The sequence below is a fragment of the Halomonas shantousis genome (assembly GCF_054654615.1).
Genome location: NZ_BAAIER010000002.1, coordinates 2,795,328 through 2,821,685 on the forward strand (window position 1 = coordinate 2,795,328; position 26,358 = coordinate 2,821,685).

General features: G+C 64.1%; 24 protein-coding genes. 10 read left to right on the forward strand and 14 right to left on the reverse strand.

Annotated features, from left to right (window positions below; all coding sequences use genetic code 11):
• Positions 1–30: 30 nt before the first annotated feature.
• The gene (gene pqqA / locus ACYQ12_RS13410) at positions 31–102 is read right to left on the reverse strand and encodes a pyrroloquinoline quinone precursor peptide PqqA (RefSeq protein ID WP_092569372.1); all 72 of its coding nucleotides are present in this window, start codon (positions 100–102) and stop codon (positions 31–33) included.
• A 270-nt stretch (positions 103–372) separates the two neighbouring features.
• On the opposite strand from pqqA, the gene ACYQ12_RS13415 reads away from it, so the two are divergent.
• The 6 genes from ACYQ12_RS13415 to ACYQ12_RS13440 all read left to right on the forward strand — a co-directional run bounded on the left by ACYQ12_RS13415 (position 373) and on the right by ACYQ12_RS13440 (position 6,494).
• Positions 373–744, forward strand: a complete 372-nt coding sequence (locus ACYQ12_RS13415; RefSeq protein WP_459872643.1) for a hypothetical protein — start codon at positions 373–375, stop codon at positions 742–744.
• Between the two features lie 551 nt (positions 745–1,295).
• Complete coding sequence (locus ACYQ12_RS13420) at positions 1,296–3,182, forward strand: methanol/ethanol family PQQ-dependent dehydrogenase (protein WP_459872645.1); 1,887 nt, start codon at positions 1,296–1,298, stop codon at positions 3,180–3,182.
• A 122-nt stretch (positions 3,183–3,304) separates the two neighbouring features.
• The gene (locus ACYQ12_RS13425; RefSeq protein WP_459872647.1) at positions 3,305–3,979 is read left to right on the forward strand and encodes a c-type cytochrome; all 675 of its coding nucleotides are present in this window, start codon (positions 3,305–3,307) and stop codon (positions 3,977–3,979) included.
• Between the two features lie 211 nt (positions 3,980–4,190).
• Positions 4,191–5,090: a quinoprotein dehydrogenase-associated putative ABC transporter substrate-binding protein gene (locus ACYQ12_RS13430; RefSeq protein WP_459872649.1), complete on the forward strand. Its 900-nt coding sequence runs from the start codon at positions 4,191–4,193 to the stop codon at positions 5,088–5,090.
• Positions 5,083–5,832, forward strand: coding sequence for a hypothetical protein (locus tag ACYQ12_RS13435; RefSeq protein WP_459872651.1), 750 nt, complete (start codon positions 5,083–5,085; stop codon positions 5,830–5,832). Before ACYQ12_RS13430 ends, ACYQ12_RS13435 begins: the two co-directional genes overlap by 8 nt.
• Positions 5,833–5,861: 29 nt before the next feature.
• Positions 5,862–6,494, forward strand: a complete 633-nt coding sequence (locus ACYQ12_RS13440; RefSeq protein WP_459872653.1) for a DUF3280 domain-containing protein — start codon at positions 5,862–5,864, stop codon at positions 6,492–6,494.
• Between the two features lie 32 nt (positions 6,495–6,526).
• Here ACYQ12_RS13440 and ACYQ12_RS13445 read toward each other — a convergent pair whose 3' ends face one another.
• From ACYQ12_RS13445 to ACYQ12_RS13480, 8 genes are all read right to left on the reverse strand, one after another.
• Positions 6,527–7,333 carry an ABC transporter permease gene (locus ACYQ12_RS13445; protein ID WP_459872655.1) on the reverse strand — a complete coding sequence of 269 codons (807 nt, stop codon included), beginning with the start codon at positions 7,331–7,333 and terminating at the stop codon, positions 6,527–6,529.
• Positions 7,334–7,348: 15 nt separating this feature from the next.
• Complete coding sequence (locus ACYQ12_RS13450) at positions 7,349–8,542, reverse strand: ABC transporter substrate-binding protein (protein WP_459872657.1); 1,194 nt, start codon at positions 8,540–8,542, stop codon at positions 7,349–7,351.
• A 2-nt stretch (positions 8,543–8,544) separates the two neighbouring features.
• Entirely contained in the window at positions 8,545–9,531 is a 987-nt protein-coding gene (locus tag ACYQ12_RS13455; RefSeq protein WP_459872659.1) for a PQQ-dependent catabolism-associated beta-propeller protein, read from the reverse strand.
• Positions 9,532–9,569: 38 nt separating this feature from the next.
• Entirely contained in the window at positions 9,570–10,322 is a 753-nt protein-coding gene (locus ACYQ12_RS13460; protein WP_459872661.1) for an ABC transporter ATP-binding protein, read from the reverse strand.
• Positions 10,323–10,326: 4 nt separating this feature from the next.
• Positions 10,327–11,100, reverse strand: a complete 774-nt coding sequence (locus tag ACYQ12_RS13465; protein ID WP_459872663.1) for an ABC transporter ATP-binding protein — start codon at positions 11,098–11,100, stop codon at positions 10,327–10,329.
• Entirely contained in the window at positions 11,097–11,843 is a 747-nt protein-coding gene (locus ACYQ12_RS13470; protein ID WP_459872665.1) for an ABC transporter permease, read from the reverse strand. The genes ACYQ12_RS13465 and ACYQ12_RS13470 overlap by 4 nt, the downstream gene beginning before the upstream one ends.
• Positions 11,840–12,928, reverse strand: a complete 1,089-nt coding sequence (locus tag ACYQ12_RS13475) for an ABC transporter substrate-binding protein (RefSeq protein ID WP_459872667.1) — start codon at positions 12,926–12,928, stop codon at positions 11,840–11,842. The genes ACYQ12_RS13470 and ACYQ12_RS13475 overlap by 4 nt, the downstream gene beginning before the upstream one ends.
• Positions 12,929–13,147: 219 nt before the next feature.
• Positions 13,148–14,239, reverse strand: coding sequence for a substrate-binding domain-containing protein (locus ACYQ12_RS13480; protein WP_459872669.1), 1,092 nt, complete (start codon positions 14,237–14,239; stop codon positions 13,148–13,150).
• Positions 14,240–14,347: 108 nt separating this feature from the next.
• Between ACYQ12_RS13480 and ACYQ12_RS13485 the strand changes: the two genes are divergently transcribed.
• Genes ACYQ12_RS13485 through ACYQ12_RS13500 form a run of 4 tightly spaced genes read left to right on the forward strand, consistent with a single transcriptional unit; the run spans position 14,348 to position 19,551 of the window.
• Positions 14,348–14,800 (forward strand): NAD(P)H-dependent oxidoreductase subunit E, encoded by a 453-nt coding sequence (locus ACYQ12_RS13485; protein ID WP_459872671.1) that lies wholly within the window; start codon positions 14,348–14,350, stop codon positions 14,798–14,800.
• The gene (locus ACYQ12_RS13490; protein WP_459872673.1) at positions 14,797–16,371 is read left to right on the forward strand and encodes a formate dehydrogenase beta subunit; all 1,575 of its coding nucleotides are present in this window, start codon (positions 14,797–14,799) and stop codon (positions 16,369–16,371) included. The genes ACYQ12_RS13485 and ACYQ12_RS13490 overlap by 4 nt, the downstream gene beginning before the upstream one ends.
• Positions 16,372–16,384: 13 nt before the next feature.
• A complete protein-coding gene (fdhF, locus tag ACYQ12_RS13495; RefSeq protein ID WP_459872675.1) occupies positions 16,385–19,252 on the forward strand; it encodes a formate dehydrogenase subunit alpha in 2,868 nt (955 codons plus the stop codon).
• Positions 19,249–19,551 carry a formate dehydrogenase subunit delta gene (locus tag ACYQ12_RS13500; protein WP_459872677.1) on the forward strand — a complete coding sequence of 101 codons (303 nt, stop codon included), beginning with the start codon at positions 19,249–19,251 and terminating at the stop codon, positions 19,549–19,551. Before fdhF ends, ACYQ12_RS13500 begins: the two co-directional genes overlap by 4 nt.
• 76 nt (positions 19,552–19,627) lie before the next feature.
• Here the strand turns inward: ACYQ12_RS13500 and ACYQ12_RS13505 are convergent, their stop codons facing one another.
• The 5 genes from ACYQ12_RS13505 to ACYQ12_RS13525 form a co-directional block, all read right to left on the reverse strand.
• A complete protein-coding gene (locus tag ACYQ12_RS13505) occupies positions 19,628–20,551 on the reverse strand; it encodes a bestrophin family protein (protein ID WP_459872679.1) in 924 nt (307 codons plus the stop codon).
• A 3-nt stretch (positions 20,552–20,554) separates the two neighbouring features.
• Positions 20,555–21,112, reverse strand: a complete 558-nt coding sequence (locus tag ACYQ12_RS13510) for a YqhA family protein (protein ID WP_459872681.1) — start codon at positions 21,110–21,112, stop codon at positions 20,555–20,557.
• 430 nt (positions 21,113–21,542) lie between these two features.
• On the reverse strand, positions 21,543–22,820 hold the full coding sequence (locus ACYQ12_RS13515) for a GGDEF domain-containing protein (protein WP_459872683.1): 1,278 nt from the start codon (positions 22,818–22,820) through the stop codon (positions 21,543–21,545).
• Between the two features lie 55 nt (positions 22,821–22,875).
• Positions 22,876–23,772, reverse strand: coding sequence for a transglutaminase family protein (locus ACYQ12_RS13520; protein WP_459872685.1), 897 nt, complete (start codon positions 23,770–23,772; stop codon positions 22,876–22,878).
• Positions 23,769–26,327: a circularly permuted type 2 ATP-grasp protein gene (locus ACYQ12_RS13525; RefSeq protein WP_459872687.1), complete on the reverse strand. Its 2,559-nt coding sequence runs from the start codon at positions 26,325–26,327 to the stop codon at positions 23,769–23,771. The genes ACYQ12_RS13520 and ACYQ12_RS13525 overlap by 4 nt, the downstream gene beginning before the upstream one ends.
• Between the last annotated feature and the right edge of the window lie 31 nt (positions 26,328–26,358).

The following is a 26,358-nucleotide window of genomic DNA, read 5'->3' on the forward strand; positions in this document are numbered from 1 at the left end:
ACAATATCCAGTATCGACTCATATCCCGTATCAACGGTTGGCAATGTAGAGCGTGACTTCAAAGCCAAGGCGCAGATCGGTGTAAGCGGGTTTCGTCCACATGGAGGTCTCTCCCTAACGATAATTTTTTGGCCACTGCCAAAAGCAGTAAAGCACTATTGCTTCGAAATAGATCCCATACTTTGGGAGGAATTGCACTCTTGCCCTCGAAAGGGAATGCTAATCTTCCGATACATACGCAACGCAACTAACGAGCCATTTTCGTAACCCTATAAAGATAAAACAGAAAATCGCTTCCGGATGATGAACACCAGGACAGGACAAGGCGGAAATGGAGCATTTCGACACCGATTACTTACAATGGAGAACAAAATGAAACCCGCTTATGCCATTCTATTAATTTCATCCTTATGGTCAGTCAATAGTCTCGCCAATGATTCGCCCCAACACGACTACCCCACCCAGGCTCGCGTGGAGTATGTCTTTGGTTGCATGCAGCAATTGGGAGGCGAGAATTACGACAACCTTTACAAGTGTTCCTGCAGCATCGACCGAATCGCGGATCAGGTGTCCTATGAAGACTTTGTCGCCATGGATACCTTCGCTCGCGGGCAACGGGCCGGCGGGGAGCGTCCAGAGGTGTTGCGCGAAGGTCGCCAGGCGGAGTCGAGCCGCTCGACGTTTGCCAAGGTAAAGCACCGCGCCGCCACGCAATGCCTGATCGACGATACCGACCACAGCTAGTCGCAACGCGATCTACGCCGCCTCACGGCGCAAGTCCAGATCCGGAGTTGCATGCAAAGCCATGTCATGACCATGCAGGCAGGCATGGCGCCCCCCCTGCCGTATCGTTGATTTTCCGTCCCTGGCAGCGCATGGCCACGCAATTGCTCGGAGTTGCCAACAAGGCCTTCCAGATACGCCTCTTTAGCCCCTGCTTTACTTGTTGCAGCGCCGCTCGCAAGCCTCACTTATCATCTGGAAAAACCCGCTACTCACTCACACTTACCCACCATTTTTCTTGTTCCATCCCCACATTCATATCCATTACCCGCTTATTAACTGAATAATGAAACCATGCTTGAGCATGGTTTCATTATTGCCGTACGGCAACAGTATTGTGCCCCACAACACGTAAACAAGTTACGGCTTTCTCTAACTTATTCGCCTTTATGTGTAGGCACAAAATTAGTAATTGACGGTGCTGCCGGGCCTACCATAATCGTGTTTAACGGGCTCGGATTCGCTAACCGCCCCGGATTGAGAATAAATATAAGATTGCTACGGAGAACGTCATGAAAGGAAAGAGTTTGAACGGGGATGCCAAGCGGCTTTTCACTGCCAAACGGCTTTTCACTGGCAGCCTTACCGCCCTGGCAATGGCTGTCTCCGGCGCAGCCGTCGCCAACCAGGAATTGCTCGAGCTTCAGCAGGATCCCGATCAATGGGTCATGTGGGGAGGTCAGTACAACGGCCAGCGCTACAGCGAACTGGATCAGATCAACAAGTCCAACGTCAACCAGTTGCAACCGGCGTGGACCTTCTCCACCGGCGTTCTGCGCGGCCATGAAGGGGGCCCGCTGGTCCTCGGCAACACGATGTACATTCAGTCGCCCTTCCCCAACAAGGTCCTCGCCATCGACCTGGACACCCATGCCATCAAGTGGAAATACGAGCCCACCCAGAATCCGCAGGTCATAGGGGTGATGTGCTGCGATACGGTCAACCGCGGCCTGGCCTACGCCGATGGCAAGATTTTCCTGCAGCAGGCCGACACCACGCTGGTCGCGCTCGACGCCAACACCGGCGAAGTGGTGTGGCAGAGCATCAACGGTGATCCCTCCAGGGGCCAGACCGCCACCAATGCTCCCCTGGTTGTGAAGGACAAGGTGATCACCGGCATCTCGGGAGGCGAATTCGGGGTCCGCGGCTATCTGACCGCGTACAACATCGCCGACGGCAAGCTGGCCTGGCGAGCCTACAGTACCGGCCCCGACGATTCGATGCTGATCGACCCGCAGAACACCATCGACGGCGCCACCGGCCAACCGGTGGGGCAGGACTCCAGTCTGAAAACCTGGGAAGGCGACCAGTGGAAGATCGGCGGCGGCACCACCTGGGGCTGGTTCACCTACGATCCCGAGCTGGACCTGTTGTATTACGGCACCGGCAACCCGGGGACCTGGAACCCGACCCAGCGTCCGGGCGACAACAAGTGGTCCATGTCGCTGTTCGCGCGGGATCCGGATACCGGTGAAGCGAAGTGGGTCTTCCAGATGACCCCCCACGACCAGTGGGACTACGACGGTGTCAACGAAAAGATCCTGGTCGATCAGGAGATCGACGGCCAGCCACGCAAGCTGGTGGTGCACTTCGATCGTAATGGCTTCGCCTACACCCAGGATCGCGAAACCGGCGAACTGCTGCTGGCCAAGAAATACGATCCGGCGGTGAACTGGGCCTCTAGCGTCGACATGGAGACCGGCCGGCCGCAGGTGAACGAGCAGTACGCCACCGCAGGCAAGGAAAACGTCAACGTGGAGAACATCTGCCCGTCGGCACTGGGTACCAAGGATCAGCAACCTTCCTCCTTCTCGCCCAAGACCGGCCTGTTCTACGTCCCCACCAACCACGTCTGCATGAACTACGAGCCGTACCAGGTCGACTATACCGCCGGCCAGCCCTATGTCGGCGCCACGCTGTCGATGTTCCCCGGCCCGGATGACATCACCAACCCGGTCAAGGAGCTGGATGCGGACCGCATGGGCACCTTCATCGCCTGGGATGCCACCAAGGGCGAGATCAAGTGGTCGATTCCGGAGCGCTTCTCGGTATGGAGCGGGGCATTGGCCACCGCCGGTGACGTAGTGTTCTACGGTACGCTCGAAGGCTATCTCAAGGCAGTGGATGCCAATACCGGTGAAGAACTCTACAGCTTCAAGACGCCCTCCGGCATCATCGGCAACGTCAACACCTGGCGTCATGACGGCAAGCAGTATATCGGCGTCCTGTCGGGCATCGGCGGCTGGGCCGGCATCGGCATGGCAGCGGGCCTGACCGACCCCAACGAGGGACTCGGCGCCGTCGGGGGCTACAAGGATCTGTCCAACTACACCCAACTGGGCGGTGTGTTGACGGTCTTCACCCTGCCCGACACGGCGGTGGATGTCGCCGCAAACTGAGCGACGGCAAGCGCAGAACCCTTATCTCGAGTCAGCGAAGCTAACCCTTATCCCGGTCCTCAGGGCCGGGTAAGGGTTACTCCTGGCCCGCCATGTCCAGCTTCTCGATATAAGTGCATGCCATGACATATAAATTATTCCCCCTCGCCTATGCCCTGACACTTTTGCTGGCTCCCCTGTCCGTCTCGTCGGCTTTCGCCAACAACGGCGATCCCGTGACCCACGACTACAGCGATTACGGCGCCGCGGAGTACACCGGCCCGAAGGAGGAGCCTTCCAGTACCGACAATGCCTCGCAGGCCTCCGATGGCCCCATCGTCAACAACTACAGCGACTACGGGGCAGCGGAATACGGAAGCTCAGCCGAGTCCGGCGGATCCGCTGCATCAGGCGATAATGCAGGCAATGGCGACAATGCGCTGGCCAGCGGCGATGCGCAAAGCGACGGCAAGCCCTATCAGGTCGACTGCAGTGGCAACACCTGCAAGGCCAACCAACCCGTGGTCGTGGGATACGAGAAATTCGTCGGCCACTGCTCGCAGTGCCACGGCGAAACGGCCGAAGGCAGCACATTCGCGCCCAGCCTCGTGCAGCGCCTGCAAGGGATGGACAAGGCCCACTTTCTCCAGGTCGTGACCAACGGCAAGACCACGCAGGACCCCGGCACCGGCACATATGCGGTCATGCCTCCCTGGGGTGGCAACAAATCCGTGATGAGCAATATCGATAATATCTGGGCATTCCTCAAGGCCCGTTCCGACGGCGCACTCAAGGCGGGACGCCCTGAACCGATGTAGACGACCGGCGTAGCCCAACGCGTCGTTCGAGTTGTGCACGCTAAAGGCTGGTTTGTCGGCACTGGCGGTCCGGTATTGGCCGCCCTCTTCCGCCCGCCTTGGTCACTGAACCGTTTGCGCGCACAAATCGCATGAGACATGCCATGACATCCTGCGCTCCCTGCCGAGCGCCCAACAGCAAAAGGAACCGGACCCACGTTCGGCTCGAGCCATGAATAGACTCTTCTCTGCTTTTCGTCGCTGGCGTACCCGGGGATGCCTGGGCTGCCTAGGAGTAGCCCTGACGCTCCATACCGCCGTTGCTGCACCCCCTCCGGCTGACGAAGCGCTACGCGTTTGCGCGGATCCCAGCAACATGCCCTTTTCCAATGAACAACGCGAAGGTTTCGAGAATCAGATCGCCGCGCTGTTCGGCAGAGAGCTGAACGTCCCGGTGGAGTACGACTGGCTTCCCGAGCAGATGGGCTTTGCACGCAACACCCTGAAGCGTTGGCTGCCCGAGGAGCAGCGCTATGCCTGCGATCTGATTCTCAGTGTCGGCAGCGCTTTCGAGGTGGGCAAGACGACGCAACCCTACTATCGCTCCACCTATGTCCTGGCCTACGTCAAGGGGCGTGGCCTGGATGACATCACCTCGCCTGCCGATCTGGCCGCCCTGCCCGAGGAAAGAAAGCGCGAGCTACGCATCGGTGCCTTTACCGGTTCGCCGACCGTCGACTGGATGCTCGAGCACGGCCTGATCGGCCAACTGGTCAGTTATCGCGCCCAGTCGGGCAGTTGGGATGAGGATCCCAGCGACATGGTGACCCGGGATCTGGTCAATGGCGATATCGACATCGCCATGATCTGGGGGCCCATCGGCGGCTACTACGCCAAGTCACTCGATGACGTGGATATCGAAGTCGTGCCCTTCCAGCGCGACGACGGCAGGTTCGACTTCCCGGTCTCGATGGGGGTGCGCTACGGCAATGACGAGTGGCTGGCCACCGTACAGCAACTCATCGAGGACAATCGGGAGGAGATTCGACAGATCCTGCAGGACTACAACGTGCCGCTGGTTGCTCTGCAGCCGGAGGACCTCGAGCCACGCGAGGACGACGACGATGACTGAGTCTCTTTTCCCGCCGACACCCGGACCCGCCCGGCACGCCTTGCGCCGGAGACCGGTCATCGGTGGCTTTCTTGCCGCCGGCGTCATCGCTCTCGCGCTGTCTGTACAGAGTGCCGTCGCTGCCGATCCACCCGGCGAGGAGAGCTTTTCTCAGGCCAACCGGCTGCTGTTCATGCAGGATCATCTTACCGGTGTCGATTACCCTGCCCGCTATCGTTATCGCTTCTCTAAAAGCGGTACATTGAACGACTTCGACGACGAGATCGTCATGGAAGCACGCGATAGTGACGGTAGCGGCCAGGCCAAGCAGGTTCACTTGGAATATTTCAGCGGTGAACGCCAGAAGCATGTGCCCGATATCGACAGCGCCCGGGGCAATCCCGTCATCATGATGTTCCTGCAACGCGACGTGGCGGAGATGTCCGAGCTGACAGGGGGCAACTGGCGCTACTTTCAGCGCCAGATCAAGCTGGCGCTGGAAAACGCGGCCGATGTCGAAGCCGTCACGCTGGACTACGAGGGTCACCCGGTCGCAGGTCAGCGCATCACGCTTCAGCCATTCAGCGATGAACGGGAGCACCGCCGCGAACTGGCCGACTATCTCGACAAGACCTACCGCTTCACACTCTCCGATGCCGTGCCAGGCAGTGTCTATGAGCTGGAAACCTCCACTCCCCAGACCAGTGATGTCCCGATCGTGGAACAACTGGTGCTGGAAGACATCGAGCGATTGAGCGAATAGACGCGCCATGCACGGAGGAAGCGGACCCGATGAGAGAGCGAACGGCCCCCAGGCAATGGAGAGCGTCATGGCTGCGACACACCCTCTGGTCAGCCTGCACCTGCTGTCTGCTGGCCTGGGGATCGCCGCTTCTTGGCGCCGAGACACCGGCGCCCTCTCCTAGAACGATCGTCGTTCTGCCCTTCGACCTGATCGACACCAGCCCGCTCGGCGAACTCAATCACGGGCCCCAGGCTGCGGACCTGGCCCGGCTAGAACGGACCCAGCAGACGATACGCCAGGTGATCGCCACACGCGCGGAATTCACGCTACTCGACAATGCAGCGGCCAAGGCATTGACCGACAATGCCCAAGGCCGCTATCGCTACCTGCACAGCTGCAACGGATGCGAGCGCGACATTGCCCGCTCCCTGGGCGCCGAGCTGGTCATGGTGGGCTGGGTGCAGAAGGTCAGCAACCTCATTCTCAACATGAATGCCGTCATTCGCGAAGCGGATAGCGGACGCGACCTGGCAGGCGCCTCGGTCGACATGCGGGGCAACACCGACGAATCCTGGACCCGCGCCGCCGAATACCTGCTGAACCGCGAACTGATGCGCAGCTATCAGGCCACCCAGCGCAAGCTGCAACGTTCACCCCAACGGCAACAGCCACCAGAGTAGCGCGCCACTTGCCGCCCCCTGCCGACGCGGTCCTAGCCTTTCCGGCGCACCAGCCCTCGTTGAGGATCGTAGCCCCACGCGGCAATCAGGAAGAATACCAGCAGGCTGGCGAACACTACCGCACATGACAGCGCATTGAACTGGCCGTACATGGCAAAGCGGATCAGCTCGACGCCATGAGTGAAGGGATTGAGCAGAGACAGCTGATAGATGACCTGCGCGCCGGATTCGCGCAGCTTCCATAGCGGATAGAGGGCCGGCGAGAGAAAGAACATCGGAAAGATCACGAAGTTCATGGTCCCGGCGAAATTCTCCAACTGCTTGATGTAGACCGAGAGCAGCAGGCCGATGGCGCCCAGCATCATGCCCGTGAGCGCCATGGCCGGCAGGGCATAGAGCAGCCCCGGCCACCAGGGCAAATTGACGTCGAACAAGGCGCAGACGATCAGAAAGGCATACGCCTGCAGGATCGACAGGAAGGTCCCCGCCAGCAGCTTGCAGAACAGCAGATAGCTGCGCGGCAGCGGTGCCGTCAACAGCAGGCGCATGATGCCCATCTCGCGATCATAGACCATGGCCAAGGAAGACTGCATGCCGTTGAACAGCAGCACCATGCCGATCAACCCCGGCACCACGTAGACCTGATATTCGATGTAGCTCTCGTAAGGGGGCAACACCGCCACGCCGAAGACGCTCTTGAAACCGGCCGCGAAGATGACCAGCCATAGACTGGGGCGCACCACCGCGGACAGCAGCCGCCCGCGCTGATGCAGGAACTTGACCGTCTCCCGGGAAGCCACGGCAAGCAGGGCCTGCATGGCATGACTGGCGTCACTCATTGCCTGGCGTCTCCATCAATTGGCGAGCTTGCATGCGCTTTCGCGTGGATCGAATCCCAGCGTATCGAGGGCATTGGTTTCATGAAGGAACCCCTCGAAGGGCGCGCGCGCCACGACCCAGTTACCCGTCCCCAGCAGTATCGGCTGACGTAGCTGCCGGTCCCAGGCGCGAAAGCCCATGCGGTACCCCTTGAAGCCATCCAGCACAATCTCGTCGCCGAGCAGATAGTCCCGCAGCGCGGCAAATTCGGTGGTCCGGGTTCGCAGCAACGCCTCGACCACCCCCTTCACGGCGATCCAGGCCGCCCAGTCATAAGCCGTCATGTGACGCCCGGCCAGTTTCTCCAGACGGTTGTTGAGCTGGGGCGCTCCATGCCGGTTCCAAGCCCAATGCCAGGCCTGGGGGACCAGCCCGCCACTGCCGACCACCGGGCGCGGCAGTTGAGTCTGGTACGGCAATTCCCGCGCGAACTCGCCCTGCGCATCGGCGACATACACCACGTCGTAGCTGCTCCCCGAGGTCAGCAGCCGCGGATTGTTGCGCTCGCGCTCGCGGGGATTGTTGCCCAACAAGAACGCCCGCTCATCGACGATCTTCAGCCCGAAGCGTTTGGCGGAGCGGGAAAACGACGCTGCCAGCTCGCGGTCGGCGGCGTCCGGCCCCACCAGCACCAGCACATTGCTCCATTGGCGCGACAGCAGGTATTGCGCCAGCGCATCATTGCGCATGGCATGGCTGGGAATGGTGTGAAGGAGGTTCGCCTGGCAATCCTGGCCACGCAGCCGATCCTCCCGCGCGGAGACGTTGAACAGCACCACGTCTTCATCGGCAAGGGCGCTCGCCACTTCCGTCACCATCGCGGCCGGCAAGTCCAGCAGCACGAAGTGCCGGCCCGCCGCCTGCATCCGGGCGACGCTCTCGACCGCCTCACGGGCGTCGGCCACCTCCTGTTCGTCCAGCGCGAACTCGACGCCGGCCGCCATGCCCGGGAAGCGCGACTCCGCCAGCGCCACCTCGGCGCCCGCCACCGGCCGCCCCCAGGGTTCGCCCTGAAACTCGCTCTCCAGGCGTGCCTCGGCGTAGCGCGGATCGTCAGCCAGCCCCACATAGCCGAACACGAAAGGCTCGCGCTCGGTTTGCGCCCGGGCCAGGGGCATCAGCAGCAGGATGAGCAGCACGCCGGACAGCACCATGCCGACACGGCGCATGGTCAGCCCCCCGCCGTGTCGATGACGACGCTGTGCGGTACGCGTCCCACCGGCACCGACCGCAACTGCTCGCGCGCCTCGGTATCCACCACCGACAGATCGTCCGACAGGCCATTGGTGACATACAGGCGCTTGCCGTCTGCGGACAGTGCCAGTCCCCAGGCGCGGCTGCCCACGAGAACGTAGTCCTCGATGTCATGCGACTGGGTGTCGACCACGGCGACATGGTTGGCCCGGCCCAGCGTCACGTAGGCGGTGCTGCCGTCCGGGGTGAGCAGGATGCCCACCGGCGTGACGTCTTCCGGGCGGAAGCCCTCGGGCTGGAACTTGATCTCGTCCACCACCTGGTTACTGTCGGTGTCGATGATGCTGACCGATCCGGACAGCTCGTTGGAGACCCAGAGTTGCTTGCCGTCGGGCGACAGCGCGAACCGGCGTGGGCGGTTCCCCACCACGATATTGGCGGTGAGCTCGTGGGTTTCCAGGTCGATCCGGTGCACCATGTTGGCCACCTCGGACGTCACGTAGGCGGTCTTGCCATCCGGCGAGACCAGCACCCCCTCGGGCTCCTCCCCCACGTCGATCCGCTCGATGGCCTCCTTGGAGGCGATGTCGTAGATCGAGAACTGGGCATCGTCCTCGTTGGAGATGTACAGCCGTTCGCCCTTCGGCCCCAGCGCAAAGATCTCGGGATCGTCGATATCGGTGAGACGATCGACCACCTCCATGCGCTCGACATCGATGATGTCGATGGAATCACTGTCACTGCAGGCGACATACAGCCGCGTATGATCCGGCGAGAACGCCAGCCAGCGCGGACGCTCCGAAACGTCGATGGCCTTGATCTTCTCCAGGCTGCGACCGTCCAGCACCGTGACGACATCGTCGTCCTCGCTGGAGACGAACAGATTGCCGGTACCGGCAGCGAGCGCCGAGGAGGTCATGCCGGCCCAGAGCAGGCAGGCGAGCGCTTTCGAGGCGTGCTTCATGCGAATTCCCCTTCTATTGTCGTTGTGGCAAGGAATCATCAGACGGTTTCCTCCCGAGAGCGAGGAGGCTCGCCGGTCAGAGCCAGAAAGGCCCCACCCAGACTGGCCCTGCCCGCCTGTTCACACAGGGCCCCGGGGGTGGACGCGGCGATACGCTGCCCCTTGTGCAGCACGATCACGCGATCCGCGCCCTCGACTTCATCGACCAGGTGCGTCGCCCACAGTACCCCCAGGCCACGCCCCGCACAGAGCTCATGTACGTACGCCAGCAGTGACTGGCGCGATGCCGGGTCGAGCCCCACGGTGGGCTCGTCCAGCAGCAGCAGCGCCGGCTCATGCACCAGGGCGCGGGCCAGTTCCACCTTGCGCCGATTGCCGCCGGACAGGGCGCGCACCTTGTCGTCGGCCCGCTCGGCCAGGCCGATACGGACAAGCTCGGCATCGATACGCTCACCGGCGCGACGTCCCATCCCGTGCAACCGGGCATGGAAACGCAGATTGGCGCGTACGCTCAGGTCCAGGTCCAGCGTCGGCTGCTGGAAGACGACGCCCAGCGACGCCAGCGCCCGCCGCCCATGCCGACGCAAATCGTGACCAGCAATGGCGATCGTGCCGGCGTCGGGTACGAACAGCCCGCTCAGCAGCTGGAACAGCGTACTCTTGCCTGCGCCGTTGGGCCCCAGCAACGCCACGAACTCACCGCGCCCGACCTCCAGCGACACCTCATCCAGTGCCTTGAGCGCGCCATAGGACTTGCTGACCGCATCGACATGCAACATGCCAGGGATCATCGGCTCAGGCCTCCTGCGCCGGGTTCGAGAGCGCCAGCATGCCCGAGAGCAGATCGGGATGCTGCGCAAACAGCGCCTCCTGCAGGCGGGCGACGTCGGGGCCCTCCAGGCGCCTCGGCCGCGAAAGCTCCACGGTGTAATCCAGCATGACCCGGGTCGGGGCATGCGACAGAAACAGCACCCGATCGGCCAGGGCCAAGGCCTCGCGCAGATCGTGCGTGACGAACAGCACCAGGGGTCGCTCACGCCGCCATAGCGCGAGCAGCAGATCACGCAGTCGGTTGCCGGTGGGCATGTCCAGCGACACGAACGGCTCGTCCATCAGCAACAGCCGGGGCGCGACCACGAAGGCCCTGGCCAGCGCCGTGCGCCGCTGCATGCCGCCGGACAGCTGACCGGGCCAGGCGCTCAGGGCATCTCCCAGCCCCACCTCATGCAGCAACTCCACGGCCCGTGACGTCTCCTTTGCGGGATCGGCAAGGACCAGGCGCACGTTATCCAGCGTGCTGAGCCACGGCATCAGACGCGGCTCCTGAAACATCATGCCCAGCCGCTCCGGCGACTGGCCGGCCGTGTACAACGGCCGGTCATCCCACTGCACCGAGCCCTCGAAATCGGTATCCAGACCGCTGAGGATATTCAGCAGAGTGCTCTTTCCGGCCCCCGAAGGGCCGACCAGGGCGATGAACTCCCCCTGTCGGGCGGCAAACGCCAGGTCGCGCAGCACCACGGCGCTGCCGAAACGCTTTTCCTCGATCCGCACGTTCAGCCCGTTCATTGGCGCCACCTCGTCAGGTGCCTTTCCAGCGGGCGCAGGATCAGCGCCTCGATCAGCAGCACGACGCCGGCGAAGGCCAGGGTGTAGGCCAGGATGCTGGTGATGTCGAAGAACTGGAAATAGACGTGCAGCTGAAAGCCGACACCGTTGCTGCGGCCGAGCAGCTCCACCACCAGCACGATCTTCCAGATCAGCGCCAGCCCGCCGCGGGCCGCCGCCATCAGGTAGGGATACAATTGCGGCAGATAGACATGGCGCAGCGCGCGCAGGTGAGGCAGGCGGTACGCCTGTGCCACTGCCAGCAGGTGCGTGTCCACCGCCCGGGCGCCTTCGCGAACCGTCACGATCACGGTGGGAATCTTGTTGAGCGCTACCGCCACGACCGCCGCCACATCCGTCAGGCCGAACCAGATGTAGCAGAGAATGATCGTCACCAGCGCCGGAATGTTCAGGCCCAGCACCAGCGCGCCATCCAGCAGGATGTCCCACTGCCGATAGCGCCCCATGACGATACCGATCAGTGTCCCCACGCACATCGCCAATACGAAGCTCGCCAGCACGCGCAACAGCGTGATGCCCAGATGGTAGGGCAACTCCCCCGACTGGACGTGTCGCCACAAGCTCGTCATGACCTGCCATGGCGAAGGCAGCATGAAGGAGTCGACGATCCACGCCGCTCCGGCCCACAGCGTTACCAGAACCGCCAGAGAGCCCAGGCGCCATAATCCCTGCCTCACTATCATGGCAGACGAAATCCATCCCAGAAGACCTCCTTGTCCAGCGCTGGCATCCCCCCGGTGAGGTCGTCTCCGCTCTCCCGGGCCAGGATGGTGAACAGCGTCTCGGCCGCGGCGATCTCGGCGCTGCCGTAACGGCGGGGAATACCGCGGCGATACCCCCGCTTGATGGCGGTGAACACGGCCTCGCTTTCGGGCCTGACGAGATCGCGCACGCCTTCCCAGGCCTGATCGGAGTCGGCGAGAATCTGCTTGGCTTCGTAGGTGGCCTGCAGGAAACGCTGCAGCGCCTCACGATGCTCCGTCGCCCACTCCTCGGCAAAGACCCAGCCCAGCAGCGGCGGCACGGTGTCGATTCCCAGGCCGGCCAGCATCTGCTCGACCGTCAGTAGCGGTCGCATGCCCGCAGCGGATAGCTGTGCGTTGTAGTGCCAGAAATTGATGGCGGCCGGCAGCCCCCCGTCCAGCATCAACCGGTTGATCATGGGCGGCGCGGCGTAGGTGGGCTCGACCCGCGTGTCGAGATCGAGATTCGCGGTCTGCCGGGCATAGGCCCGCAGCAGCAGCCAGGTCTTGTCGAGCGGCCCGCCGGCGATGCCGAGCTTGTGTCCCACGAGATCTTCCAGGCGCGCGATGCCGGCATCGGGCGCCACCATGACCGCGCCCACCGACAGCGAATAAGGCGCGAACTGATAGTCACGCCCGGCCTGACGCTGATGGGCGGCCCATAGCCAGTCGGAGACCACGAGATCGACACGCCCGCCCTGCAGGGCCACGGCTAGCGCGTTTTCGGATGCCAGGGGCACGATGTCGAGGCGAATGCCATACCGTTCGGCCAGGTGGTACTCCTGTACCACCTGTAACTCCCAGTTGACGGTGCCGAACTTGAGCACGCCGACACGCAGCACCGAAGGAGAGGCCTGGGACACGGCTTCAGGCTCGGCTTGAGCTACCGCCTGGGACATGAAGGAAACGGTAGCGACCCACACCGCCACGAACGCCACGAGAAGAGCGATAGGCCAGCCCCCCCCATCTCTCCGCCAGCGGGGAATCCATGTACCGCAATATCGCGAAAGACAGGCGTTATCCATGAGAACCGGGTCTCTTACTTGGCTGGCCAGTGCCTAGCCAACCTCATTATTGTTATGGCCTTGCAATGTGAGGTGAAGCTGCTCCGTTATGAAGTCACTGTGGCGGGTAAGTCGCGATGACGAACAGACAACTTTAGTCTCGATTCTTCCTGCCGGACGATCGCCCCGATTCGCCCCGTGAAGCTCTCCCGAGCCGACCGGCCGAGAAGCGTGAACGTTTCAGCTCGCATGGCGCTGCCACATCTCGACGGCCTGGGGCATTTCCCATATCTCGCCGGCGTGAAAGCAGCGATAGCCCGCGATGGCATCGATTTCGTGCTGGAATGCCGGATCGGCCAGCAGGTTCACCAGCATACGAACGGGCACGGTTTCCAGTAGCTCACGTCGGCAGATCAGCGAATAGAACTCCTCGGCCAGAGGCACGAAAGCGAGCCCGAACTGACGCGCCGCCGCCTCGACGCCGAATCCCACGTCCGCCATGCCGCTGGCGACGAAAGCCGCCACGGCGGAATGGGTGAACTCCTCGTGGCGATAGCCGCTCAAGTGCATGGCATCGATGCCGTGACGTCGCAACAACTGATCGAGAAGCTCCCGCGTCCCCGACCCCGGCTGGCGATTCACGAAGCGCAGCCCCGTACGGGCAAGATCGGTGATGGCGGCAAGACCGCCAGGATTGCCCGCCGGCAGGATCAATCCCTGGCGACGAATGACGAAAGGCAGCACACATTGCGTGTCATCGAACCAGGGGCGAAAGCGCTCGATGGCCTGGCTGCCGAGCGTATCGCAGGGCAGGTGGAAACCGGCGACTTCGCAGTTGCGTTCGGCCAGGGCTGCCAGCGCATCGAGTCCGCCACGAAACTGGAATTCCCAGCGCAGCTCCTGGCACTGCTCCAGGCGTTCGCGCAGCTTCGCCACGGCAAAACCGTGACTGGCGTGGATACGCAGTAGCGGCACCGGCCCCTGCAGGGTCCGATTGATCTCCGTCTCGGTCTCTGCCGCGAGGCTCATGAGCTGGGGTTCGAGACGCGCATGAATGCGCCGCTCGGCATTGACCAGGCACTTTCCCAAACGTGACAGCCTGGCGCCACGTCCCCGCTCGAGCTCGACCAGCGCCTGCCCGAACAGCGCCTCCCAGCGCTTCAGCAGGTTCCAGGCATGACGATAGGAGAGCCCCAGACTCTGCGCAGCATGCGTCAGCCGACCGCTTTCGTCGATGGCGATCAGCAGCGGAAGACAATGCGGACCCAGCGACTCTTCGCCATGGCTGATGAGATCCCACTGCGGCCGGATATGGACCCTGACAATAGGCATGAAATTTCATATTCCTCTGCGGATAGTCACGGTGCTAGGTTTCATCAAAGGGTACCTGCAGCCCAGACATTATGCACAACAATACCTATTTGCAGAGGAGATATGGCCATGTCGAACCTTGTGGGGCACGCCGCGTCGCCTATCGCCACGCTCATGGAGCGCCACCGGCACACACCCGGCGCCCTGTTGCCGGCGTTGCACGAGATCCAGGATGCCTTCGGCTACATCCCCCGGGAGGCCGTGGGACAGATCGCCGAAGCGCTCAACCTTTCCCGTGCCGAGGTCCATGGCGTCATCAGCTTCTATCACGATTTTCGCTACGAGCCCGGGCCGCAGGTGCGCATCTGCATGGGCGAGGCGTGCCAGGCCATGGGTTCGTCGGCACTGCTGGAAGCCGCCACGGTCCTGGCGAAGACCGGGGTCGAGCCCGTCTATTGCATCGGCAATTGCGCCTGCGCGCCCAATGTCGAAATCGGCCACCGCTATCACGGCCGGGTGAACGAAGCGCGGCTGCGGACGCTGCTCGACGCATTGCACGATCGCGGGGAGGCCCCGGCATGAGCATTACCGTCTATGTGCCCCAGGATTCCGGCGCGCTCGCCGTCGGTGCCGAAGGTGTCGCCGATACGATTGCCGCCCAGGCCCATGCACGCGGTATCGAGCTTCGACTGGTACGCAACGGCTCGCGAGGGCTGTACTGGCTGGAGCCGCTGGTGGAGGTCGAGACGCCACAGGGCCGGATGGCCTACGGCCCGGTCACGCTCGCCGATGTCCCCGGGCTGTTCGAAGCCGGCTTTCTTCACACCGGGCTCCATGGCGGCCAGCATCCGCTTGCTCTCGGCCCGACCGAGGAGATCCCCTACCTCAAGGCCCAGCAGCGCCTGACCTTCCAGCGTGTCGGTGTCATCGATCCGCTGCGTCTCGAGGAGTATCGCGCCCATGGGGGCTATCGGGGGCTGACGCGGGCGCTTGCCATGTCCCCGGCGGAGATCGTCGAGACGGTGACCGCCTCGGGACTGCGCGGTCGCGGTGGTGCGGCCTTTCCCACCGGTATCAAGTGGCAGACCGTGCTCGACGCCCCGGGGCCGACCAAGTACATCGTCTGCAACGCCGACGAGGGCGATTCCGGCACCTTCTCCGATCGCATGGTCATGGAGGGCGATCCCTTCCTGCTGATCGAGGGCATGACCATCGCCGGTCTGGCCGTGGGTGCCGAACAGGGCTACATCTACCTGCGCTCGGAATATCCCCATGCCGAGCGTGTTCTTGCCCAGGCCATCGCCACGGCCGAGGCAGCCGGCTATCTGGGCAACGACATCCAGGGCAGCGACAAGCGCTTTCACCTCGAGGTGCGCCGTGCCGCCGGAGCCTACGTGTGCGGCGAGGAGACGGCGCTGCTGGAAAGTCTGGAAGGCCGGCGCGGTCAGGTCCGCGCCAAGCCGCCGCTACCGGCGCTGCAGGGGCTGTTCAACCGGCCGACCGTGGTCAACAACGTCATCTCGCTGGCGAGCATCCCGACCATCCTCGACCGGGGCGCGGAGTTCTATCGCGATTTCGGCATGGGGCGTTCACGCGGCACGCTGCCCATCCAGCTGGCCGGCAACATCCGTCGCGGCGGACTGATCGAGCTCGGCTTCGGCATCACGCTCCGGGAACTCATCTTCGACTACGGTGGCGGCACCGCCACCGGCCGGCCGGTCAAGGCCGTACAGGTCGGCGGTCCGCTCGGCGCCTACATTCCGGCTGCCCAACTCGACATGCCGCTGGATTATGAAACGTTCATCGCCGCTCAGGGCACCGTCGGCCACGGCGGTATCGTGGTCTTCGATGACAGCGCCGACATGGCCCGCATGGCGCTTCATGCCATGGCCTTCTGCGCCTTCGAGTCCTGCGGCAAGTGTACCCCCTGCCGTATCGGCTCGACGCGCGGTGCCGAACTGATGGAACGCATCATCGCCGAGCGCGACCGGGGAACCGATCCCGCCCATCTGGCCCTGCTGCGCGAACTCTGCGACACCCTGCTGTACGGCTCGCTCTGCGCCCTGGGCGGCATGACCCCCTTCCCCGTGCTCAGTGCGCTCGAACACTTTCCTGCAGACTTCGGCCTGGTGGCCGAAACCGCCGAAGCCTGACGGAGGCTTGATCATGACGACAACGATACGTGAAACCGACCTCGGCACGCCCGCCCGCCACGGCACTCTCGTCACACTCGAGATCGACGGCATGGCGGTCACCGCCCCGGCAGGCACCTCGGTGATGCGCGCCGCTGCCGAGGCCGGCCTGTCCATTCCCAAGCTCTGCGCCACCGACACGCTCGAGGCCTTCGGCTCCTGCCGCCTGTGCCTCGTCGAAATCGAAGGGCGCCGCGGCTACCCCGCCTCCTGCACGACGCCGGTTGCCGAGGGCATGGTGGTACATACGCAGAACAACAAGCTCGCCACGCTACGCCGCAACGTCATGGAGCTCTACATCTCCGATCATCCGCTGGACTGTCTGACCTGCTCGGCCAACGGCAACTGCGAGCTGCAGGACATGGCCGGCGCAGTCGGCCTGCGCGAGGTGCGCTACGCGCCCGGCGCCAACCACCTTGCCGCCGAGGTCGACACCTCCAACCCCTACTTCCAGTTCGATCCGTCGAAGTGCATCGTGTGCAGCCGATGCGTGCGCGCCTGCGACGAGGTCCAGGGAACGCTGGCGCTGACCCTCGATGGCCGCGGCTTCGCTTCTCAGGTCTCGCCCAGCGCCCTCGAGCCTTTCGCCGACTCGGAGTGCGTCTCCTGCGGCGCCTGTGTCCAGGCCTGCCCGACGGCGACGCTGATGGAAAAATCGGTCGTCGAGCGGGGCCAGCCCGAGCGTGCCGTCATCACCACCTGCGCCTACTGCGGCGTCGGCTGCAGTTTCCGTGCCGAGATGAAAGGCGAGGAAGTGATTCGCATGGTGCCGCACAAGGACGGCAAGGCCAACCACGGCCACTCCTGCGTCAAGGGACGCTTCGCCTGGGGCTATGCCACGCACCCCGACCGCATCACCACCCCCATGATCCGTCACTCCATCGACGCCGCGTGGCAGCCGGTCAGCTGGGAGGAGGCGCTGCGCCACGCCGCCAGTGAACTTCGCCGCGCCCAGGCCGAGCATGGCCGGGAATCGATCGGTGCGCTGACCTCCTCGCGCTGCACCAACGAGGAAACCTATCTGGTGCAGAAGCTGGTGCGCACCGCCTTCGCCAACAACAACGTCGATACCTGCGCCCGCGTCTGCCACTCCCCCACCGGCTATGGCCTGAAAGCCACCTTGGGCGAGTCCGCCGGCACCCAGGATTTCGATTCGGTGCGCCACACCGACGTGATCTTCGTCATCGGCGCCAACCCCACCGATGCCCACCCCGTGTTCGGCTCCGCCATGAAGCAGCGCCTGCGCGAAGGGGCGAAGCTGATCGTCGCCGATCCCCGCCGTATCGACCTGGTGCGCTCGCCGCACGTCGAAGCCGCGCATCATCTCAAACTCAAGCCCGGAACCAACGTGGCGCTGCTGAACGCCCTGGCGCATGTCATCGTCACCGAGGGACTGGTCGACGAGGCCTTCGTGGCCGCGCGTTGCGAGACGGACAGCTTCGCGAACTGGCGCGACGACGTCGCCAGGCCCGAGAACTCGCCCGAGCGGTTGAGCGACGAGCTGGGCATCCCCGCCGAGGAGATCCGTGCCGCGGCGCGGCTCTACGCCACCGGCGGTAACGCCGCCATCTACTACGGGCTGGGCGTGACCGAACACAGCCAGGGCTCGACGACGGTGATGGCCATCGCCAACCTTGCCATGGCCACCGGCAACCTCGGGCGCGCCGGTGTCGGCGTCAATCCGCTGCGCGGGCAGAACAACGTGCAGGGCTCCTGCGACATGGGCTCCTTCCCGCACGAATTGCCGGGCTATCGCCACGTCTCGGACGCCGTGACACGGGAGCTGTTCGAACGGGACTGGGGCGTGACGCTCGATCCCGAGCCGGGACTGCGCGTGCCCAACATGCTCGATGCGGCGCTGACCGGCCAGTTCCATGGCATCTACATCCAGGGTGAGGACCCGGTGCAGTCCGATCCCAACACGCAGCATGTCCAGGCGGCGCTCAAGGCCATGCAGTGCGTGATCGTGCAGGACCTGTTCCTCAATGAGACGGCGAAGTACGCCCACGTCTTCCTGCCGGGCGCCTCCTTCCTCGAGAAGGACGGCACCTTCACCAATGCCGAGCGGCGCATCTCGCGGGTCCGGCGGGTCACGCGGCCGCTGTCGGGCAAGGCCGACTGGGAAGTGACGGCCGCTCTCTCCGAGGCGCTGGGCTACCCGATGGGCTACACGCACCCTGCCGAGATCATGGACGAGATCGCCCGTCTCACGCCGACCTTCGCCGGGGTCAGCTACGCCCGGCTCGATGCGCTGGGCAGCATTCAGTGGCCCTGCAACGCCGCCACGCCCGACGGGACCCCGGTGATGCACCTCGAGCAGTTCGTCCGCGGACAGGGCCGCTTCATGCTCACCGCCTACGTACCCACGGCGGAGCGTACCAGCCGCAAGCGCCCGCTGCTGCTGACCACCGGCCGCATCCTGTCGCAGTACAACGTCGGCGCCCAGACACGCCGCACCGGCAACGTCCACTGGCATGCCGAGGACCGGCTCGAGATCCACCCCAGCGATGCCGAAAACCGCGGCATCCGCGACGGCGACTGGGTTGCCGTCACCAGCCGCAGCGGCGAAACCACCCTGCGCGCCTGGGTCACCGAGCGCGTGCAGCCAGGCGTGGTCTATACCACCTTCCATCACCCCGAATCCGGCGCGAATGTCATCACCACGGACAACTCGGACTGGGCGACCAACTGTCCCGAATACAAGGTCACCAGCGTCGAGGTCCAGCGCGTGATGCAGCCCTCCGAGTGGCAACGCGAACATCACGCCTTCACTGCCCGGCAACACACCCTGCTGCCGACGGCGAAGGCCGCTCCCGCTCTGGAGCAGGAGAAGCGCTCATGACGCCCGAAAAGCTCATCGCCATGGCCAACCAGATCGGCATGCACTTCATGGCCGACCCGGACCCTCGCCACGCCCGTCAGCAGATCGCGGATCACATGCAGCGCTTCTGGGCGCCCATGATGCGCCGCAACCTGATCGAGCATGTCGACGATCATGAAGGCGCCAGCGAGCCACACTTGTGCGAGATCGTCGTGCAGGCCATCGCCGAGCATCGCGAACGCTTGCTGGGGGGAGCCCGAGGGCCGGCCCCGGCAACGCCCGAGAGCGCTTCGGCCGGGGCGATGCATCACGACGACTGATGAGATGCGGGAGGCTCCCGGCGCGGCATGGTGCCGGTAGCCACCCCACAACGCCGACGCGCAGAGGAGAAGCGTCTCAGAGGAGAATATGCGCCTGCGGCAGCAATGGCGGAGGCGCGGGTTCATCCAGCGCTTCCCGCACATCGATCTCGACCGTGCGCGTCATGGCATCGAGCGGCAGGCTATTGGCATCCAGCCCGAACGGTGTACCCAGCTCCTCGGAGAGCCGGTCCAGGCCGAAGAAGGTATAGGCGATGATGCCGCAGATGATCGGCGTGGCGAGCCCCAACGATCCCACCAGCCCCCACGGCAGCAGGAAGCAGTAGAGATAGGCCGTGCGGTGCAGCAACAGCATGTAGGCAAACGGCAAGGGGGTGGCGTGGATACGTTCGCAACTGCCTAGAATTTGCGACATGGAACTCAATGTGCGGTCCAGATCACCGAGCAGCATGTCCGAGACCCGGCCTTCCCGCCGGCAGCGGCCCAGCGCCTGGCCGAGCAGTTGCAATATGCCCGCCGCTAGATTCGAATGCCCCTGGAGCCGGTGCCGTTCATCCTCGCAGAGGTGCGGGGCGATATCCGGCCAGGCATCGGTTTCGCGCAGCCGATGGCGCAAGGCGTGGGCAAAGGCGATGACGAGATGCCCGACCCGCTGTCTGACGGCCCGTTCCTGCGGTGCATTCGTATCGAGGAAGGTGTCGACCTGACGCATCAACGAGCGGCTATCGTTTATCAACTGCCCCCAGTGGCGACGCGCTTCCCACCAGCGGTCGTAGCAGGCATTGTTGCGAAAGCCCAGAAACAGCGACAGCGAGATCCCCAGCAGGGTGAACGGTGCCGTGGTGTAATCGGGAAACAGGCGCGGGAAATGGCGGTGCAGCTCGGCCACCAGAATGCCGATCGCCATGATGGCCAGAATCTGCGGTACGACCCGGGGCAGCGTCGACCCCCGCATCGCCAGGAACAGCTTGAAGAAACCGGGGTTGTCACGCACGACCATCGGCTATTCGCTCTTGTGGGCCAGGCTCATGAGATAAAGTGCCGCCGCCAGTGCCAGCACCGAAAGGGCCAGATAGATGGCGTCAAGAGGACTGCGGAACTGGATGCCGACAACCGCCCGGAAGAATTCGATGACCACCGCCAGGATCACGACCCGGGCGATCTTGTTCTTGAGTTGGTCCAGAGAATGCACGTCGAAAGGATGCGCGGGTGTGCGCGCTTCCGCCTGTTCGATGCGCGAGACGAACAGCTTGTAGGTGCCCAGACCGAAGATCATCAGCACGAGAGCGATCAGGTAGATATCCACCGCTGCGATGATGTTGGTCACCACCGTATCGTGGATGTCCTGGCCGCTGTCCTGGACGTAATACGCCCAGCTATCGACCATCACCTGAAAGATGTCCAGGCTGGCGATGATGAACAGGACGATGGCACCAAACAGGCTGGGCAACACGGCCAGCAACACCAGATAGCGGGCGCTCCACAACACCTGTTCGAAACCACGCTCCAGCCTGCCTTGCCTGGATGAGGATGAATTGTCCTGCCGTTGCGTCTCCTGCATGCCGCTCCCCGCATTGGTTGCCGTCCGCTCTGGCGCTTACTGTAACGGAACCTCCCGGCAACCGCGAGATCATGCTGCGTCGCAGACGATACGGCTATGCTGCGTCTTTATCAGCGGCGTCCTCATCCGCTCCCTGGTGTCGCGTGTCACTGCGCTGCCTTGTCTGGGACGTGAGTGGATCGCTATTCGTGTACCGGACTTCGCTCCCGCTGTGGTTGACGCGCCTGTCTACATGACCCAGCAACAGCAATTGCGCCACCAGAAACATCATGCAGAACAGAATGCCCTTGAGCATGTCACTTCTCCATAGGCCTCGACCGGCCTGATGGCGCATCTGAGCATGCCGCGGAACACCCGGCAACCGCTTTATGGTCGTATGTTCATCCGGCGAGGACCGGGCGAATCGGCCGGCACCCCGCCATGAGAACGCTCACCCCGTCACGACTTGCCCGCGCCCTGCCCGCTTCCCCTGATACAGCGCTCGATCCGCCGCCTCGATCAGCCCTTCCGCGGTATTCACGTCGGCGCCGGTGGTCGCCACGCCGACGGTGATCGACGCTCTTCTGGGATCGTTGCCGGCCTCCTGCGCCGCATTTTCGCACAGGCGCTGTGCGATCCGCTTGGCCTCCGCGTGCGGTGTCCCCGGCAGGACCGCCAGAAATTCGTCTCCCGCGTAGCGTCCCAGGATGTCCTCGGCACGCAACAATTGTCGCATGGTCTCTGCCAGCCCTGTCAGCGCCTGGTCTCCCACGGCGTGACCGAAGCGGTCGTTGATCTGCTTGAAGTGGTCGACATCGATCATCAGCACGCTGACCTGCGCCCCCTGCCGGTGATACAGCGCCAGCGCCGCATCGAGAGCGGCCAGCGTTGCACGGCGATTGGGCAATCGTGTCAGCGAGTCCTGGTGGGCCTCGTCCTCCAGCATGCGCTTCCAGAGCGCGAAGCGATTGGCCATGTCGTTCAGATGGCGAGCGATCATGCCCAGCTCGTCGTCGGCACGGCTATCCACGCGCACGGACAGATCGCCGTTACCCAGCTGCTGGACGGCGCGACCAATGTCCCGAGCCGGCTTGACGATGGTGTAGACGATGGCGGCAAACACCATGAAGGCGGCAACGAGCGTGGCCACCCAGGCCCATACCAGCACCCGCAGCTGATACCGCTGGGCGGCGCTCGCCTCTGCCGCGTGGTGCCTGATCGCCGTGGCCAGATGCACATGCACCTCCTGAAGATCCTCGATGGCCGTGGTCAGTTGTTCACGCATGTGGATGGCATCGGAAGCCTGGTCGTTCAAATGCCATGGCCGGGCCTGCAGGACCAGCTCCTCGATGGAAGGCCGGGCCATCCGCCATGCCCGCTGGGCATCGACAATCGTCTGCATTTCCACGTCGCGATCCGGCTGCGTGGAAAGCAGTTCCGTGAACAGGCGATCGATGGAGAGGGTCAAGCCGCCGTATTCGGGGACCGACTGGCCCGTTTCGGCGGACAACGCATCGGTCAGGGCACGCTGCAGGTCGTACTCCAGCGTGGCCAGCGGCAGCAGCAGCGTCACCGCCTGGTCGATGGTATGTTGCAGCGCGTTTTCCTGACGCTGCAGTACCGTCGCACTGACGGCGATGAGTACGCTCATCGGCAGCACCAGCGACAGGATGGCCATCGCCATCCGCTTGCCTACCGACAAGCGACGTAATGCAAGTTCGAAACTCATAAACACTCTGGGCGAATCGTTGGGCCGGGTTGGAACACGTTTGAGGACGACTTCGTCAGGCGACGTCCCGCTCAGGAATCACGTCCACTGCCACCTCGAGAGTATGTTCCCCCCCACCGCTCATGACACCGGTCAGCGGCGGCACGTCGGCATAGTCGCGCCCCCAGGCGACGACGATATGCTGCTCGCCGGGCAGGCTGCCGTTGGTGGGATCGAACTCCAGCCACCCCCATCCGGGCAGGAATACCGCCACCCAGGCATGCGAGGCGTCGGCGCCGACCAGCCTGGGCTGTCCCGGCGGCGGCAGCGTCTCAAGGTAACCACTCACATAGCGCGCCGCCAGCCCCATCGACCGTAGACAGCCGATGGCCAGATGGGCGAAGTCCTGACATACGCCGCGGCGTTTCTCCAGTACCTCCATCAGCGGCGTGGCCAGCGTGGTGAAGCTCGGGTCGTAGACAAAATCGGCGTGGATGCGCGCATTGAGCTCCTGTACCCCCTCGATCAGGGATCGGCCGGGCGCGAAGCTGGGAGCGGCATACTCGGCCAGCCTCGCGTCGCCATGCACGAATGGCGAGTCCAGACGAAACAGCCTGGCGTGCAGGCAGGCACGCTCGGCGGCACCGGCGAGAATATCGCGACATGCCCGCCAGTCACCGCTGGACAGGCTCGACATGGCGCCCGGCAGCGGCGGTCGCGGCCGGGTCTCGAGCCGGGTGCGGATGGTCACGTCGAGTACCTGATGAATATCCTGAATCGCCAGGTAGAGCACCCGGTTGCCAAAGAAGTCCAGACGCTCGCTCTGCACGGCCGGTGCCGGCGCAATGGCGATCTGCGAGGGCTCGCAATGCTGCCAGGCGAGTTCGCGGGGCAACATGCGCGCCTCATTGTGGCAGAGCGCCACCGGCGCGCTGTATGCGTAGCGAGTCGTATGACGAAGCTGATAGATCACGACGGCGCCTGCATCCTGAGCAGCTGCCGGGGCGTTTCGGCATGGCTGAAATGGGTATGGTGAATGGCGTCAGACAACTGCTCCAGCGGTTCGTGCAGCGCCTCGAACAACGAGGCCAGCGCCTCGCGCGCCGTCTCGGAGGCATGCACGTCGGCGAGCAGGGCGACATCGGCCAGTTGCAGCGTGCTGGACGCCTGCAGGATCAGGCGCTGCTCGCGGGAGCGGTACGGCGTACCGTTGGGTTGCGGCAGGTGTTCTATCTGTCGGCCGAGACGTTTGAGCATATAGCCCACCGAGCGCGGATTGCCCTCGTCGAACAGCAGCAGATCGAGAATCGCCGTGGGGTGCAGCTCGCTGCGGTAACGCCGCCGGTAGGCCGTGAAGTTGTCGGTGGTGGCCAGCACCACCTCCCAGAGCGCCACGCCCGGCTCGCGGGCTTCGAGCAGCGCCAGGCGCAGCAGTTCGAGCGTACGCTGGGCGCGTTCGATGAAGCGTCCAATATCCATGAAACGCCAGCCGTAATGGTGCGGCATGGTCTCGTTGCACAAGCCGAAGAAGGCGGCCAGTTGGGTGACGGTTTCCTCGCAGGCACGCCGGCCGGCACTCGCCGAGGGTAGCTTGGGCAGCACGCTGATGTGACGGCGCAGGTGATTGAGCACCCGCCAGGAATCGTCCCCCAGATGATCGCGTACCGCCCGGCAATTGCGTAGCATCTGCTGGAAGCATCCGGGCAGGCTGCCTGGCGTCTCGTCCTCGAACAGCCTCAACAGCGCGGAACGCAGGTCGCTGAAACGTCCCTGACTGGCCTTCAGTACCGGCATCTCGAGTTCCAGCGCCTCGAACAGGTCGGTCAGGGTCGCATCGGTGAACTCATCCTGATCCTGCTCGAGCAGGCGCATCAATCCCTCGCGCAGCAGGCGTGAGCGCACGTCGAGCCGCTCCCCGTAGCGTCCCAGCCAGAACAGGCTATCGGCGACGCGACTGGGCAGATCGCTACCATCGCGGGTGACCACGATCGGCCCGGTGGCCTGACGCAACAGGCTGACATGCGGCTGCGGCGTCTCGGCCAGCACCCAGACATCCTTGACCACCTCGCTGCACAGCGACGGTGTCCCCGGCGCGCCGACCCACGCCAGCCCGCCGGGCATGGCGCGATAGCCCCACTCACCCGCGCTGCGATCCCGCGCTTCCAGGGTAACGAAGGCACGCAGATTCAACGGTCGCGGCACGAATGTCCGGTTTTCGTCGTCATAGACCGGCGCCGTGGCCGGGACAATGGGCCGCTGCGCCACGTAGCGTTCGGGATTCGCCGTCACTCTGTCGCGCCATTCGCGCACCTGAGAGTCACTCAACGCCGCCATGTCTACCGGCAAGGCACCGGGATCGACGGAGCGCAGCAGCAGTTTCTCGAACTCCGCCAGTACCCGATCCAGCGCTGCGGCCTCACCGCACCACCAGCTTTCCGGTGCCTGGAGCTGCAGGGGCTCGCCGAGTAGACGCTGGCAGAGCGTCGGCAGATACGGCGCCAGGCCGGGGTGCTCGAGCACGCCCACTCCCAGGGGATTGGCCAGCGCCACTCCGCCGCTGCGGGCCGCCTGTACCAGGCCGGGCACGCCGATCAGCGAATCGCCCCGCAGTTCGAGCGGATCGCACCAGGCGTCCTCGAGGCGGCGCATGATCACGTCCACCGGCTTCAACCCGCCCAAGGTGCGCATCCACACACGTCCGTCCCGCACCACCAGATCGAGACTTTCGACCAGCGACAGGTTCATGTAGTTGGCGAGATAGGCATGTTCGAAGTAGCCGTCGCTGCCCGGCCCCGGCGTCAGCAGCACGACGTTGGCCTGCTCGCGATGCAGTGCCGCCAGGGCCGACAGCGCGTGATGCTCGGCCTCGAGAAAACCCGCCAGCCGGCGCAGTGGAGCCTCCCGGTACAGCGTGGGCATGGCGCGGGCCAGGATGATACGGTTCTCCAGCGCGTAGCCCGCCCCCGCAGGCGCCTGCAGCCGGTCGCCGACGACCCGCCACCGCCCCTGATCGTCACGCACCAGATCGATGCCGTGGAACGTCACGTTGGGGCGCGCCTCGGCGAGACTCCTGTCGCACGCCAGCAGAAATCCGGGATGGCCATAGATGAGCTCGGGGGGCAGATAGCCCTCATCGATCAGCCGCCGCGGACCGTAGAGATCCGCGAGCAGTGCATCGAGCAAGCGGCTGCGCTGGATCAGTCCCGCCTCGAGTTCCTGCCACTCCGACGTGGAGATGGCCAGCGGCAGGGGGTCGACTCGCCAGGTACGCGGCCGCCCACGCATATCGTCGTGTACATTGAAGGTGACGCCGTTCTCGTAGAGCAGCCGCTGCGCCTCGTCGGCACGTTCGGCCAGCCCCCGCTCGCCCAGCGCCGCCAGTCCGGCTAGCAGGTCGCTCCAGTGGCCTCGCACCTGCCCATCGGCGGTCAAGAGCGCATCGAAACCCTGCCCGGGTGCATAGTCTTGCAGCGGCGCGAAGTCCACACGCCCCTCTCCCGCTGCAGCGACACCTACCGACTTGTACACTTCAACACCCCGCATCGACGCACGCTGGCAT